The organism is Candidatus Insignibacter tubulum, assembly GCF_056790205.1.
In genome coordinates this window covers 453,182-468,619 of the sequence record NZ_CP199715.1, presented here as the reverse complement: position 1 = coordinate 468,619, position 15,438 = coordinate 453,182, and the positions used below count along the sequence as shown (strand labels likewise).

Annotated in this window: 13 protein-coding genes; 9 read left to right on the top strand and 4 right to left on the bottom strand. The window is 32.2% G+C overall.

Annotated features, from left to right (window positions below):
- The first annotated feature begins 22 nt into the window (after positions 1 to 22).
- The 5 genes from ACUBP5_RS01955 to ACUBP5_RS01935 are packed head-to-tail and all read left to right on the top strand — an operon-like array spanning position 23 to position 7,026.
- Positions 23 to 3,139, top strand: a complete 3,117-nt coding sequence (locus ACUBP5_RS01955) for a TAT-variant-translocated molybdopterin oxidoreductase (RefSeq protein WP_482167981.1) — start codon at positions 23 to 25, stop codon at positions 3,137 to 3,139.
- Positions 3,140 to 3,163: 24 nt separating this feature from the next.
- On the top strand, positions 3,164 to 4,564 hold the full coding sequence (gene nrfD, locus ACUBP5_RS01950) for an NrfD/PsrC family molybdoenzyme membrane anchor subunit (RefSeq protein WP_482167980.1): 1,401 nt from the start codon (positions 3,164 to 3,166) through the stop codon (positions 4,562 to 4,564).
- Positions 4,545 to 5,081: a DUF3341 domain-containing protein gene (locus ACUBP5_RS01945; protein WP_482167979.1), complete on the top strand. Its 537-nt coding sequence runs from the start codon at positions 4,545 to 4,547 to the stop codon at positions 5,079 to 5,081. Before nrfD ends, ACUBP5_RS01945 begins: the two co-directional genes overlap by 20 nt.
- The gene (locus ACUBP5_RS01940) at positions 5,078 to 5,683 is read left to right on the top strand and encodes a c-type cytochrome (protein ID WP_482167978.1); all 606 of its coding nucleotides are present in this window, start codon (positions 5,078 to 5,080) and stop codon (positions 5,681 to 5,683) included. Before ACUBP5_RS01945 ends, ACUBP5_RS01940 begins: the two co-directional genes overlap by 4 nt.
- A gap of 20 nt (positions 5,684 to 5,703) precedes the next feature.
- Positions 5,704 to 7,026 (top strand): hypothetical protein, encoded by a 1,323-nt coding sequence (locus tag ACUBP5_RS01935; protein ID WP_482167977.1) that lies wholly within the window; start codon positions 5,704 to 5,706, stop codon positions 7,024 to 7,026.
- A 665-nt stretch (positions 7,027 to 7,691) separates the two neighbouring features.
- Here the strand turns inward: ACUBP5_RS01935 and ACUBP5_RS01930 are convergent.
- Entirely contained in the window at positions 7,692 to 9,209 is a 1,518-nt protein-coding gene (locus tag ACUBP5_RS01930) for a GH3 auxin-responsive promoter family protein (protein WP_482167976.1), read from the bottom strand.
- 136 nt (positions 9,210 to 9,345) lie between these two features.
- Here ACUBP5_RS01930 and ACUBP5_RS01925 point away from each other — a divergent pair, with 136 nt between their 5' ends.
- On the top strand, positions 9,346 to 10,050 hold the full coding sequence (locus ACUBP5_RS01925) for a DUF2797 domain-containing protein (protein WP_482167975.1): 705 nt from the start codon (positions 9,346 to 9,348) through the stop codon (positions 10,048 to 10,050).
- A gap of 36 nt (positions 10,051 to 10,086) precedes the next feature.
- Here the strand turns inward: ACUBP5_RS01925 and ubiE are convergent, their stop codons facing one another.
- The gene (gene ubiE / locus ACUBP5_RS01920; protein WP_482167974.1) at positions 10,087 to 10,764 is read right to left on the bottom strand and encodes a bifunctional demethylmenaquinone methyltransferase/2-methoxy-6-polyprenyl-1,4-benzoquinol methylase UbiE; all 678 of its coding nucleotides are present in this window, start codon (positions 10,762 to 10,764) and stop codon (positions 10,087 to 10,089) included.
- Between the two features lie 195 nt (positions 10,765 to 10,959).
- Here ubiE and ACUBP5_RS01915 point away from each other — a divergent pair, with 195 nt between their 5' ends.
- The 3 genes from ACUBP5_RS01915 (at position 10,960) to ACUBP5_RS01905 (ending at position 13,647) form a co-directional block, all read left to right on the top strand.
- Positions 10,960 to 12,042 carry a 3-oxoacyl-ACP synthase III family protein gene (locus tag ACUBP5_RS01915; protein WP_482167973.1) on the top strand — a complete coding sequence of 361 codons (1,083 nt, stop codon included), beginning with the start codon at positions 10,960 to 10,962 and terminating at the stop codon, positions 12,040 to 12,042.
- A gap of 56 nt (positions 12,043 to 12,098) precedes the next feature.
- Entirely contained in the window at positions 12,099 to 12,362 is a 264-nt protein-coding gene (locus ACUBP5_RS01910; protein ID WP_482167972.1) for a type B 50S ribosomal protein L31, read from the top strand.
- A 91-nt stretch (positions 12,363 to 12,453) separates the two neighbouring features.
- Positions 12,454 to 13,647 carry a putative sugar nucleotidyl transferase gene (locus tag ACUBP5_RS01905; RefSeq protein ID WP_482167971.1) on the top strand — a complete coding sequence of 398 codons (1,194 nt, stop codon included), beginning with the start codon at positions 12,454 to 12,456 and terminating at the stop codon, positions 13,645 to 13,647.
- 9 nt (positions 13,648 to 13,656) lie between these two features.
- Here the strand turns inward: ACUBP5_RS01905 and ACUBP5_RS01900 are convergent, their stop codons facing one another.
- Both ACUBP5_RS01900 and tsaD read right to left on the bottom strand, forming a co-directional pair.
- A complete protein-coding gene (locus ACUBP5_RS01900; RefSeq protein WP_482167970.1) occupies positions 13,657 to 14,373 on the bottom strand; it encodes an RsmE family RNA methyltransferase in 717 nt (238 codons plus the stop codon).
- The gene (gene tsaD / locus ACUBP5_RS01895; protein ID WP_482167969.1) at positions 14,373 to 15,398 is read right to left on the bottom strand and encodes a tRNA (adenosine(37)-N6)-threonylcarbamoyltransferase complex transferase subunit TsaD; all 1,026 of its coding nucleotides are present in this window, start codon (positions 15,396 to 15,398) and stop codon (positions 14,373 to 14,375) included. The genes ACUBP5_RS01900 and tsaD overlap by 1 nt, the downstream gene beginning before the upstream one ends.
- Positions 15,399 to 15,438 lie beyond the last annotated feature (40 nt).

Below are 15,438 nucleotides of genomic sequence, written 5' to 3'. Positions count from 1 at the left end.
AAAAAAAATATAGCTGACTGCTATGGAATCAAAGAGAAAACACTGGAGAGGATTGCCTGAACTGCAAAACGAGAATCTCAGAGAAGAATTATCGAAAAAAGAGTTCCCTCAAGAAATTCCTATGGAGATTTTTCTCTCTACTCAAGATATACTTGAGACAAAAAAAACCACACGCCGAGATTTTCTTAAATGGATGGGATTTGGGACAGCCTCCGTAGCACTATCAGCTTGCAAAGGGCCTGTAATTAGATCTATCCCATATGTAGTAAAACCTGATTCAATTACCCCAGGAGTACCTAATTATTATTCTTCAACCATGTTCGATGGGTTTGATTTAGGAAGCGTGTTATTAAAAACTTGTGAGGGAAGGCCTATTAAAATAGAATCTAACGCTAGCGCTCCGCATTTTCAGAGCTTGTCGGCTAGGATACAAGCTTCTCTCCTTTCTCTATATGATAACGAACGTTTAAAAGGGCCTTCTATTAAAGGTAAACCTGTATCGTGGGGCACGTTGGATAGATATGTTATAGATAAACTTAAAAAAGTAAGTGAAAGTGGTAAACAAATAGTTTTGCTATGTTCTTCCTTCCCAAGTCCTTCAACTAAAAAATTGTTCTGGAATTTTTCCCAAATTTATCCTACAGCACGTTTAGTTACTTATGATGCTTATTCTTATTCAGATGCTATTGAGGCCACAGAAGAAATCTTAGGTGTAAGAGCACTTCCTTCTTATGATCTTTCAGATATTAAATTAATCGTGTCTTTTGACGCAGATTTTTTATCTCACTGGAGCCCAGAGAGCCTAGAAAAAGCTTACTCAAAAGCTAAAAACCCTACCTTAAATATGCTGCATCATATCCAGATAGAAAGTAATATGAGTATTACTGGAGCTAATGCAGATAGACGTATTGCCCTTAAACCTTCAGAGATAAACGAAATTCTTGCTGAGGTATACAATGCACTCAAAGGATATTCTAAAAATGCAACAGCACAAAAAATTTCCCAAGAAATCAAAAAGGCTGGCTCTAAAGCAGTAGTTTTTGCTGATGGGAGCAAACAGGCATATGCTTTAGCCTTACTTATCAATCAACATATTCAAAGCATTGCACTTAAAAAAGATAGTTTTTTACTTCTTAAAGAAAGTAACGATAAAGTTTTTAAAAGATTTATTCAAGATCTAGAACAGGATCATGTTGGAGCGGTTTTAGTAAACGATACTAACCCAGTATATAGTTTTTTTCAAGCTAAAAAATTAAAAGAAACATTAAAGAAAATAAATCTTACTATATCTTTTGCTATTAAAGAGGATGAAACCTCAGAGGTGATGAAAGTTTGGGCGCCCAAACATCATTGGATAGAAAGCTGGGGGGATATGCATCCTATAACGGGTATGTATACTCTGATGCAGCCAGCTATCCAACCAATATTTAATACACGTGGATTACAAGATTCTTTAATTATATGGAGTAATCTTGGTGAAAAAGGGCATTCGATCCTCAATAAAGAAGACTTACTAAATTATTATGGAAGTTATAATGGGAAAAATCCTACTTATTATGATTTTTTAAGAAGCTTCTGGGAAAAAAATATACTACCTAAAGCTAGGGTAAATTCTTTTAATAAAGCTCTTTTTGAAGGGTTTGTAAAAGTTCCTGAAGAGACATTAACTCACTCTAAAGTTGTCGATGTAAATCCTTATCTTAATCTTATTGCTAAAACCTCTAAAAAAACAGGATTTGAACTAAGACTTTATACAAAAACATCTATTGGAGACGGAACTCAGGCAAATAACCCTTGGCTACAAGAATTACCAGATCCTATCACTCGAACTACATGGGAAAATTATATTACCCTTTCACCTAGTGATGCTAAATATTTGAGTATTCGAAACTGGCATATTGGGGATGGAGCGATGAATGGAGATTGTGTAGATCTTAAGATGGGTGATATAGATATTAAGCAAATTCCTGTATATATTCAACCTGGGCAGGCCAAAGGGTCTATAGGTCTAGCTTTAGGTTATGGACGTAAAAAAGGTAAAATAGCCCTTGAAGCAAAGGGTGTTAATGCCTATCTACTTTATAAAGATTTTAAGCTCTCTCAGGAGGAAATTCAACTTAAAAAATCCGATAAAATACATGAATTTGCTTGTGTTCAATTACAACATACCTTAGCAGGTCGAGCTTCTATTGCAATGGAGACTGATTTAGAAACTTTTTTAACCAAATCAAAGGAAGTTTGGAATCAGGAAGAAAAAATAAACACCTATAAAGGGGAATTACCTCCCGATAAAGTCACACTATGGAAAGAAAGGGATCGAACTCAAGGCCATCACTTTAATCTATCTATAGATTTAAACGCTTGTATTGGTTGTGCTTCTTGCGTTATTGCTTGTCATGTCGAAAATAATGTTCCAGTAGTAGGCAAAGATGAAATTCGTAAATCAAGAGATATGCATTGGTTACGTATTGACCGATATTTTTCTACCGAGGAAAGTTTTGAAAGTCTCGCTAAAAAGGGGCTTTCTCAAAAGAATATGTTTTCAGAGCCAAAAATGTACAAGCACTTACTCGATCCTGAGACTAACCCACAAGTTATTTTTCAACCTGTAATGTGTCAACATTGCAATAATGCGCCTTGTGAGACAGTTTGTCCAGTATCAGCTACCATGCACAGTAGCCAAGGTCAGAACATGATGGCTTACAATCGATGTGTGGGAACGCGTTATTGTGCAAATAATTGCCCTTACAAAGTGCGCCGTTTTAACTGGTTTAACTATGCAGAAAATAATAAGTTTGATTTCTATATGAATAACGATCTTGGACGAATGATCTTAAACCCTGATGTAGTGATTCGAAGTCGAGGAGTGATGGAAAAATGTTCTCTTTGTATTCAGATGACACAAGCTACCATACTAAAAGCAAAAATCCAAAAACGAAGGGTTAAAGATCATGAATTCCAAACTGCTTGTACTAAGTCTTGCCCAACAGAAGCTTTAACGTTTGGAGATATAAACGATCAAAATAGCGAAATAGCTCAAAAACTCAAGGAGGATAGAACATATAAACTACTAGATTTTATTGGGACACGACCAAATGTCTTTTATCAAATAAAGATAAGAAATTTAAAAAAGTCTTAATTTAACCTATTATAAATAAGAACTATGTCAGGTCATTACGAAGCCTCTATAAGAGAACCTTTGATTTTAGGAGATAAAACCTATAGTGATATTACAGAAGACATTGCGCGTCCTATAGAACAAAAATCCGGAAGTATGTGGTGGATAGCTTTCAGTATAGCTCTTATAGCTTTTGCATGGGGTCTAGGTTGCATTTTTTATACTATAGGGACAGGTATCGGAGTCTGGGGGCTTAATCGTACGATCAACTGGGCATGGGATATTACCAATTTTGTCTGGTGGGTAGGTATTGGACATGCTGGAACTTTGATTTCAGCTGTGCTTTTACTCTTTAGACAGAAATGGCGTCTTTCCATTAACCGCTCAGCAGAGGCTATGACAATTTTCGCGGTAATACAAGCTGCACTATTCCCCATTATCCATATGGGGCGTCCTTGGGACGCTTATTGGGTATTCCCTATTCCCAACCAATTCGGAACACTATGGCCTAATTTTAATTCTCCTTTACTATGGGATGTTTTTGCTATCAGCACCTATTTTTCTGTGTCCACTGTATTTTGGTTTATAGGATTAATCCCAGATTTTGCTATGATTCGTGATAGAGCTAATAAACCTATTCAGAAAAAAATTTATAGTCTATTAAGTTTTGGTTGGGGTGGTAAGGCTAAACACTGGCAACGTTTTGAAGAGCTATGTCTAGTGCTTGCTGGGATATGTACTCCCTTAGTATTTTCAGTACATACTATAGTTTCTTTTGATTTTGCTACATCTGTTATTAAGGGATGGCATAGTACAATTTTTCCTCCTTATTTTGTGGCAGGAGCAATTTTTTCAGGATTTGCTATGGTACAGACTCTTTTAGGTATAGCACGTAAAGTGCTTAGTTTAGAAGATTATATTACTAAGAAACATATCGAATATATGAATATTGTGATCCTTATTACCGGAGGGATGGTAGCCGTGGCATATATCACAGAATTTATCCTAGCTTGGTATTCGGGAAGTCCTTTTGAAGATTTTACATATTTTTCTCCAGGTGCTGCTACGGGACCTTTTTGGTGGGCATTTTGGGCATTGGTAATTTGTAATATTTTGATACCTCAAGCATTATGGTTTAGATCGGTACGCCGAAGCTTTTTTTGGTCATATGTTATTTCCATTTTCATTAATATAGGTATGTGGTTTGAACGTTTTGACATTATCGTTCTTAACTTAAGTCATGATTATCTTCCATCTAGCTGGACAGGATTTTCACCATCTTTTGTAGATATTGGAATTTTTATAGGCACCAATGGTTTTTTCTTTATACTTTATCTCCTTTATGCTAAAACTTTCCCGGTAATTGCACAAGCAGAATTAAAAATGATTATAAAATCATCAAGCGAGAAATATAAAAAAATAAGAGATGAACAAGGGTATCACTAAGATCTACGGACTTTACGATGACGATGATCTTATGATTGAAGGTATTAATGTTTTACGAGAAAATAAAGTGTCTATTCATGAAGTATACACTCCTTTCCCAGTACATGGACTTGATAAAGTACTTGGGCTTAAAAAAACAAGAATATCCGACTTGGCTTTTCTGTATGGTCTATTTGGAGTTATTTTTGCCTGTATACTTACTTGGTATACTATGATTCACGACTGGCCACAAGATATCGGAGGAAAACCAGCTTATACCTGGTATATGAATATACCTGCTTTTGTGCCTATATTGTTTGAGTTGACTATATTTTGTACTGCACATTTTATGTGTATAACTTATTTAGCCCGATGCAGACTCTTTCCTGGAGCTTTAGAACAAAATCCTGACCCAAGAACTACCGATGATAAATTTCTAATAGAACTACATGCTCCCCTAGAAAAGGTAGATGAGCTGTCGCATTTGTTTAAAGAAAGTGGTGCGATAGAGATTTCCATTAAAGAATTAGTTCCATGAAAAAGATATCAAATTTGCATAAAGTATTCTTGATCCTTATTTCTGGATATATATTTGAGAGCTGTTCTGATAAATCTGAGCCAAAAAGAGTATATATGCCTGATATGTATTACTCAGAAGCTTATGAACCTTACGCAAGTACTGTACGTCCTTATAGAGAGAAAAACAATGAGGTCCCCTTTTTTAAGAAAAGAGGTAACAGTACTTCCTTAACTCCGGTAAGTGGTACAGTTCCTAAAAATGATGATGGGACTCTCCCCTATTCCATTCCCAACTCAAATAAGGGATATGAAACTTCTCTCAAAATCTTAAGTTCGCCCTTGAATTCAAACAATAAGGCGATAAATCTAAAAAGAGGAAAAGATATGTATCAAATAAATTGCGCTATATGTCATGGCGATATAGGTGATGGTCAAGGCGAGTTAGTAAAAAATGAAAAAATTTTAGGAGTTCCTAATTATAAAGATCGCCCTATAACCATAGGAAGTATCTATCACGTAATTATGTACGGAAGAAATAATATGGGATCTTACGCTTCCCAGCTTATCCCAGAGGATCGCTGGAAAGTAGCTGAATATGTTATGCAGTTAAAAAAACAATAATCTCAGAAAGATTACTACTAATGTATCAATACAATCTCACATTAAAAAACGTATCTATTGCTTCAATACTTATTGGCTTAATATTTATAGCTATCGGATTTTATCAAGAAATCTCTATGAATAAAGAAAAGGTTCATAGCTTTGTCAAAGCACACCCGAAAAGATTTTATACTACATCCAAAAATATCGATGTACAAGAGTTAAGAAACCTTGAAGTCGAGAATATGCATAATTGGGTACAACAGATACATAATCGACCTTGGTCAGCCCTTTATATGGCAGCTTTTTATTTTACGGGTATATCTTTAGGTTCATTATTCTTTTTAGGTATCCAACATGCAGCACAAGCAGGTTGGTCAATAGTAGTAAGTCGTGTAATGGAAGGAATAGCTTCTTTTATACCCTACGGGGGCTTGCTTATTTTATTGATACTTATCCTTAATGGGATAGGCAGTGTACATATGTTTCACTGGATGAATTCTTCTTTATCAGATATTAAATCAGCTAATTATAATGAATTAATAGCTAATAAAGAGCCATTCCTAAATATCCCTTTTTATATATCACGAAGTATTATTTATGTAAGTGGTTGGAGCTTTTTTATGTTTTGGCTTAAGCGAATTTCAAAGAAATTAGATCAAACATACCATATAAAAGATTATTATAAATTACATGATGTAGCAGTTAGTTTCATAATTTTTTTTGCCCTTAGTTCCATGATAATGGGATGGGATTGGATCATGTCTTTGGATCCTCATTGGCTTAGCACTTTATTCGGTTGGTATGTATTGGGATCTTATTGGGTATCAGGCATTACTGTCGTTACTTTAACAGCTATCTATCTTAAAAATAGAGGGGATCTTCCATTATTTAATGATAATCATTTGCATGATCTTGCTAAATATATATTTGCTACTAGTCTTTTATGGACATATTTATGGTTTGCTCAATTCTTGCTTTACTGGTATGGGAACATTCCTGAGGAGATAGTTTATTTTAAACAACGTGCAGATCAGTATAATTATATACATTTTTTAATGCTTATTCCAAATTTTTTACTTCCGCTATTAGGACTTATGAGCAGCGCAGCTAAAAGAAATCCTAAAATAGTAATTACTTATGGAAGTATTATCCTTATTGGACATATTATGGATATATATAATATGGTTATGCCAGGCAGCGTAGGAGGATTTTATGGTTTTGGTATGCCCGAAATAGGTAGTCTATTTTTTGTAGGTGGATCATTTTTGTTAATTGTATTTCAAGCATTGAACAAAATAAATCTATCTCCTAGAGGGAATCCGCTTTTTCACGAAAGTGAAATTTATAAATATCCTTTCTAATTTATATAATATATTAATAAATAAAATTTTACTAGAATTAGTAATTATACTTTATCTTTTAATGTTTTGTACGTTACAAATAACAATAGATATATCAAAAAAGTTTTTTATACACAATTTTATCTTATTTTTTTAGATGCGTATTGTATAATACATATATTTCTCTTTTTGAGAATGGTAAATCAAAAAATGATATTCAAAATATTTTATATTATCTTAATTTATATATGCAAAAAGGAAAGTTTTTTTTACTTATTATATCCAATGATATAGTATAATTTTATATATACCTATATATACTTATTAGTTTTAATAACTTTCTATAGAGCCTTTACTATTTGTAATAAGTTATGAATTCTAATCATCCTTAATAATAAAGAGATCCCCATATAAATTTAACTAGTAGTTTATTTATGTATAACTTTTTCATAAACCTTATATAAAAAACTCTTGCTTTTGCAAAATCAAAAAACGCCCTAGAAAGGAACCTATAAGATTTTTATAGTTCAATTTTTTTAAAATTTAGAAGAAAAACTATATCCTAAAATAGGATTTCTATTTACTTTTTCTTACGGTAAAACTATACTTATTGAAGTATCATATCCATACAAAAATATTAGGAATCCTTTCTTTCAAGTAAAAATTTATAAATTTTAGTTTAACTTTTATTTATTAAAATCTAGACTAAGCAGTGATTCTAAATATTTCCTATCATTAGATAATCTAGGAACCTTATGTTGACCTCCTAATTTTGAATGAATTTTTAGCCAGTGATAAAAAAGGCCCTTTTTAGCTACTTGAATTACAGGAGGTAATAAAGTTATATTTTTATAGCGCTTAGCTTCATAATCTGAATTAATTTCTTTTAAAGTTTTATCTAGCGTTTCTCGGAAATGTTCTAAATCATAAGGATATTGCTCAAACTCTATAATCCACTCATGAGCACCTGAAGATTTACGATCCATATAAATAGGACCTACAGTATATTCATTTATAGTTGCTCTAGTTTCTAGACAAGCTCTCTTAAGAGCCGATTCAGCATTCTCTATAATTAACTCTTCACCAAAAACATTAATATAATGCTTAGTACGACCTGATACGACGATTTGATAAGGAGATAGATCTACAAAACGTATTGTATCTCCTATAATATATCGCCACAAACCTGAATTAGTAGAAATAACCAATATATAATTAATATTGATCTTCACATCTTCAATAGGGATAAAGGGAGGATTTTGGCTATCAAGTCTATCTATAGGGATAAACTCATAAAAAATACCGTGATCTAACAAAAGCAACATGCCTTCTTGTTGGGATTTATACTGAAAAGCAAAAAAACCCTCTGAAGCATTATATATTTCATAATAATTAATAGGCCTTAAAAAAAAGCTATCATATTGATTAATATAAGGGTTAAACCCTATACCACCATGAAAAAAGACCTCTATAGACGGCCATATATTATCAATATGACTCTTTTTGGAGCGTTCAAGTAGTTTATTTAAAAAAATTAGCATCCATGAAGGCACCCCAAATAGACTTCTAATATCTTGATCTATGGTATTATCAATAATAGTTTCAAGCTTTAATTCCCACTGGCTTATTAATACTGCTTTTTTACTAGGAGTACTACAAATATTAGCCCAGAAGGGAAGATTTTTAATAATAATAGAAGAAATATCTCCATGATATGTATTATAATCTTTATAAAGTTCATAACTTCCCCCAAGACGTAACCCTTTCCCTGAGAATATTCTAGTATTAGGATGATTTTCTATATACATAGTTAGCATATCTATGCCTGCCTTATAATGGCAATTATATAATGAGTCTTTGGTTATAGGGATAAATTTACTTTTAGCATCAGTGGTGCCTGAGGACTTAGCAAACCATTTAGTCTTGCCAGGCCATAATACATCAGGTTCTCCCTTTTGCATACGTTTTATATGAAAAGCTATGTCTTCATATCTACATAAAGGAACCCGTCTTGAGAATTCTTTGTAATTTTTACAATCTTTAAACCCGTATTTATGTCCAAATTCTGTATCTCTAGCTTTATTAAGAATAGATAGTAATAATTTATCTTGTGTATAGGTTGGATTCTGTATAAAATTTTTAAGCTTTTTGGAACGTTTTTTTACAAAATATTTTATAAAATTTCCTATCAAATTGTTTATCATAAATAAGTCCAGATTTAGACTAATAAAAAACAAAATTACATTAAAAATGAAATTATTTGGGGTAATTAAGAAAATGAGAAGCGAAAATTACAAACCTATAAAGTACTATTTAATTTTAAATAATCACTTTCTCTGTATGCACCAACATATAGGTAAAATAATATTTATAGAACACCTTTATTATAATTGTCTCGGATGTGGTAAGGATCAAGAAATTTACCGACAAGGTTTTTGTAAACACTGCTTCTTTACTTTACCTCAGGCAAATGCTAGTATACTTAGGCCGGAACTTAGTACTGCGCACTTAGACATAGCTCAACGAGATCTCGAATGGGAAAAAAAATTTGAGCTTCAGCCTCACATCGTATATTTAGCACTAACTAGTAATATAAAAGTAGGAGTAATGATAGAGAAACAAGTCCCATATCGATGGATAGACCAAGGGGCTGTAGCTGCTATTGCATTCGCTTCTACTCCTAACCGTTACCTAGCGGGTCTTATAGAAATAGCTATGAAAAAAAAAGTTTCAGATAAAACCTCTTATCGAGCTATGTTGAAAAATATTCACCCAAAGATAGACCTGGGGGAAAAAAAGAATTTACTATATGAATCCCTCCCAGAAGGAACTCAAAAATATTTTATAAAAAATAATATGGTTTATACCTTTACTTATCCTGTAATATCATATCCAAAAGAGATCAAAAACATTCACTTAAAAAAAATATCTTTTCTAAGAGAAAAACTAGTAGGAATAAAAGGACAATATTGGATTTTTGAAAATCAATCAGTACTAAATATTCGTGCTCATGAAGGTTTTTATGTAAAAATAGTATTAGAATAAATGTTAATACAATTTTTATCTATACTTATTTAAGTTTTACATATTTTTTTTTCTAGCTATGTAAATGGTAGCAATTCCAAAGGTCAATGGCAGTAACTGCACATCATGAAATCCTGTTTTTAAAAGTATATCTTCCATATCCTTTCCACAAGGGAAGGAAGTAATAGATTCCTTAAGATAAGCATAGGCATTCCTATCTTTTGAAAATAGATTGCCTATAAAAGGCAAGATGTATTTAGAATAAAAATAATATAACTCCTTTATAGGAGAAAAAATGGGACTGGAAAATTCTAAAATCAATAAATGACCCGAAGACCTTAAAACACGATACATTTCACATAATCCAGATGATAGGGTTTCAAAGTTTCGAATACCAAAAGCCACAATAACGGCATCAAAATTATTTTCCTTAAAGGGCATGCGCTCTACATCAACATTAAGAATTTTTATACGACTGTCTAATTTTTCATATATTATTTTCTTCCTTGCCAGATGTAACATTTTCTCGGAAAAATCAACAGCTATTATATGAGCTTTCGGATTTTGACGAGCGCTCAGAATAGCTAAATCTCCTGTACCACTAGCAACATCTAAAATGTGATTAGGGACAAATTTATTTAAATAAAAAACTAGTTTTTTGCGCCATTGTACATCGATACCAAAAGAAAGTATACGATTAGTTAAATCGTAATAAGGAGAAATTCTATCAAACATCTTCTTAACTTGCTTCTTTTTAGTTAGATAAGAATTTTTATAAGGTTTAATTTTTTCGTGTTTCAATTAATTAAAATAAATTTTATGTAAGGATACACAAATATATTTTTTATAAAAATTATTTAATAACTAGATTAAAAATAAGAAAGTTTTGTTTTTTATATTTATTTTTCACTTTTAATATTTTCATTAAGAATGATTCGATCTATCATTAAAGGCACAGGGCATTATTTACCAGATATCATCGTAGAAAATTCAAAATTTTTAACGAATACTTTTTTCGATAGTAAGGGGAGAGTAAACCAAAAAGAAAATGATAAGATTATTAAAAAATTTCAAGAAATTACAGAAATAAAAAGACGTAGATATGTAAAACCGTCTATGCTAAATTCTGATATAGGTACTATAGCAGCGCAAAAAGCAATCTTAAATTCCCAAATTGATAAAGATAGTATAGATTATATCATAGCAGCCCATAATTATGGAGATATTCATGCAGGCTCACACCAATCTGATATAATGCCTTCTATAGCTGCGCGAATAAAACATAAATTGAAAATTCGGAACTCTCGTTGTCGCCCCTACGATATGATATTTGGATGTCCAGGCTGGATAGAAGGTCTGATTTTAGCAGATCAACTACTAAAAAGCACATACGCTAAAAATATACTGGTTATAGGCTCTGAAACGCTCTCTCGAGTAATAGATCCTTATGATCGTAATGCTATGATCTTTTCCGATGGAGCAGGAGCAGTACTTTTATGTGCTCATAAAACTGAGAGAAATATAGGTATTATTAACTATGGCTCACAATGTGATAATAACAAAGAATTTCACTATCTCGTAAACGGCTCCTCTATTAATCCTGATTCTAAGAACTCTAGAATAAATATTCGCATGAACGGTCGTAGGATTTATGAATATGCTTTAACCGTAGTCCCTAATCTATTAAAAAAGATCATAGATGAGGCCAATATTTTAATTGGTGATATTCAAAAAATATTAATTCATCAGGCTAACGCAAAAATGAACTATGCTATTTTGAAAAAACTACTCGAAGTTTATGGGGAAAATTTTAATGATGATAGTTGTAAAAAATTAATGCCTATGACCATACAGGAATTAGGTAATTCTTCAGTAGCAACAATACCAACGTTGCTAGATAAACTACTCAAAGGGGAACTTAATGGACATAATATTCAAACTGAAGATATCATATTACTAACCTCACTAGGAGCTGGCATGAATAGTAATGCGGTTATCTATCGTTTACCTTAGTAAATTATTACTTTTGATAAAGTTTTACCATAAATTTTTTTAAAAAAAAAAATACCATGAAAAAAGGGATTCATCCAGAAAATTATAGACCCGTTGCCTTTAAAGATATGAGTAATGAACAAGTGTTCTTATGTCGTTCTACCACAGAAACTAAAGAGCAAATAGAATTAGAAGGCGTAGAGTATCCACTAGTTAAAATTGAGATATCTAGTAGCTCTCACCCATTCTATACTGGAAAAATGAAATTTGTTGATACTGCTGGACGGGTAGATAAATTTCGCAATAGATATGCTAAATTCGAAAATAAAAATACTTCATAGTATTAAAGAGGCTTTTTATATTTTTTTTTTAAAAAAAAAATATAAAAAACAAATAGTTATAATTAAAAGAATCTTTTAATTAAAAATACTTATGAAGTATATATTGCAAGATGGCCCAGAATGGCATAGTCTTTTACCACTTACACTTATGCGAGCGGTATCTGATATCCGAATAGGAATGTATACTCTTAAAGAGCGTTGGGAAATGTGGCTAGATCAAAAATCTCTAATTGCCACACAAGAATACCTTTCACAAAAATATGTAACGAAACAAAAAGATGTTGAATATCTGATAATTAATCCAGCTTATATTCCTAATGAGGAACTTATTAAATGTTTACTTAGCTTGAAAAAAAATGAATGTCTTATACAGGGCAAAAACGTAATCGCTAAGTATAAAAAAAGATATAAAGAGAAAAAAAAGTATCTATCTATTATTCCCTATCCACATGCGCTAGTACATATAAAAGATCCATGGGATATATTTTTAAAAAATGACGAGATAATTAAAGCAGATTTTAATCACTTAATTAAAAATCGTGAAAATAATTTCATTTTACATCAAAGTAATTTCGTGTTCCAAGAACAAGACATATTTATCGAAGAAGGTGCTTGCATTGAATGTGCTACACTTAATGCCAAAAGTGGACCGATATATATAGGGAAAAATGTCCAAATTATGGAGGGCGCTCATTTAAGAGGACCTCTCGTTCTTGGAGAGGGGGCTCAAGTAACTATGGGTGCTAAAATATACGGTGCTACAACTATAGGTCCCTTTTGCAAAGTAGGAGGAGAAATAAATAACAGTGTATTTTTCTCTTACACTAATAAATCCCATGAAGGGTTTATAGGTCAATCAGTTATCGGAGAATGGTGTAATATTGGAGCAGGTACAAGCAATTCTAATTTAAAAAATAATTACTCAAGAATTAAAGTATGGAACTATCAAAAACAAAAATATTTCCTCACCAAATTACAATTTTGCGGGTTGATTATGGCAGATCATTGTAGAACTGCTATTAATACTTCACTAAACACTGGTACAGTATGCGGTATAGCCTCTCAAATATTAAGTCATGGCTTATCGCCAAAATATATCCCTTCTTTTTATTGGGGAGGGGGATTACAAAATGTAGAGATCTATAACTTAGAAAAGGCTTATCAAAGTATTGAAAAAATGATGAAACGACGAAATGTTAATCTTAGTAAAACTGATAAAAAAATACTCAAAAATCTCTTTAATATAACTTTAGAAGATCAAATGATTATACAGAAGGAATGCTAAAATACTTACTTACTCCTCAATAAGTGTCTTTAAGGTATGCAAAGCTGAAAGAGCTGCTGTCTCTACTCTCAAACGGAATTTACCAAGACTTATCCCTAGCCAGTTTTTATCTAATGCATTACGTATTTCCTCAAAGGAGAAATCACCTTCAGGTCCAATTAAAACAGTATAATTTATAATCGAAGGATGTATAAGGCCTTTTAAAGGAACTCTAGGTAAGAGTTCATGACAATGAGCAATAAAAAATCCACTAGAACAAATAGGAACATTAGTAAGAAAACACTCATAAGAAATAAGTTGATGAATAATAGGCACATAAGCCCTGATAGATTGCTTCACTGCAGAACGAACAATTTTTAAAGCACGTTCATGATGAAATCGCGTCCGAAGCGAACGCTTCGATATCACAGGTGTGATTTCAGAGACACCTAGTTCAGTAGCTTTTTCTAAAAACCATTTAAAACGATCTGTAGATTTGGTCAATGCAACAACTAGATGTAAACTATAAGGTAATTTCCCATATTCAGGAAAATGCTCTACTATATCAGCTTCTACCTTATCTTTTAAGATAATATTCAAGCGAGCTCTCCATAAATCTCCAAGACCATTGGTTAAAAATATATACTCTCCAGAAGTTAAACGTAAAACCTTAGAAAGGTGGTAAATTTCTTCATAAAAGAGAGATACTTGAGAACTCGAAGTTTTTTCTCCGAAAAATAAATACATTAACTATCCCATTCACAACATGCTGAGACTAATATATCAAATTTATCAAAAAACTTGCGCTTATATTTTAACTGAGCGGTCATAGCAATCATAGCAGCATTATCAGTAGCATATTCTAAAGGAAGAATATGTAATTGCCAGCATTTTTCTTCTGAAATCTTTAAAGATCTATAACGAAGGTATGAATTAGCCGAAACGCCACCAGCTAAAGCTAATTGAGAAAGATTATTTTGATGCATTGCTTGTAAAGTTTTATCTAGCAATATAGTGACTATAGAATGTTGCACTGAGGCACAAAGATCATAAATATTTTTTTTAATAAAATCAGAATCTGATTTAAGTTGGTTTCGTATAAAGTATAAAAACTGTGTTTTAAACCCACTAAAACTAAAATTCAAACTGTTTACACGAGGCTTTGAAAAATGAAATGCAATAGGATTCCCCCATTGGGCATAGCTATCAATCCATGCTCCTCCAGGGTATTCTAACCCTAATATTTTAGCAGCTTTATCGAAAGCTTCTCCAGCAGCATCGTCAAGAGTCTTTCCTAAAAGCGTCATTTTAAAATAATCCCTTACCAGTACTATTTGAGTATGTCCTCCACTTACGGTTAAGCATATAAAAGGAAATTTTGGAAAATCTCCCTTATCTTTTTTTATAAAATGTGCTAAAATATGCGCTTGGACGTGATGCACTCCTATAAGAGGAATCTCTAAAGCCATGGCTAAAGATTTAGCAAAATTAGCTCCTACTAAAAGCGATCCTATTAACCCAGGCCCCCTAGTAAATGCTATAGCATTGATTTGTTTTTGATCTATATTTGCTAGAGTACTGGATCGTCGTACTAAAGAAACAATATCTTTTTGATGAAATCTAGAAGCAAGTTCGGGGACCACCCCTCCATAAGAAGTATGTATTTGTTGCGTACTGATTATATTTGACAGTACTGAATTACCTTGCATAAGTGCTACAGCCGTATTATCACAAGAGGATTCTATAGCAAGAATAATAGGGTCTTTTTTCATGATAAGCAAAAATAAGAATATTCAAAGTGTATATATCTTC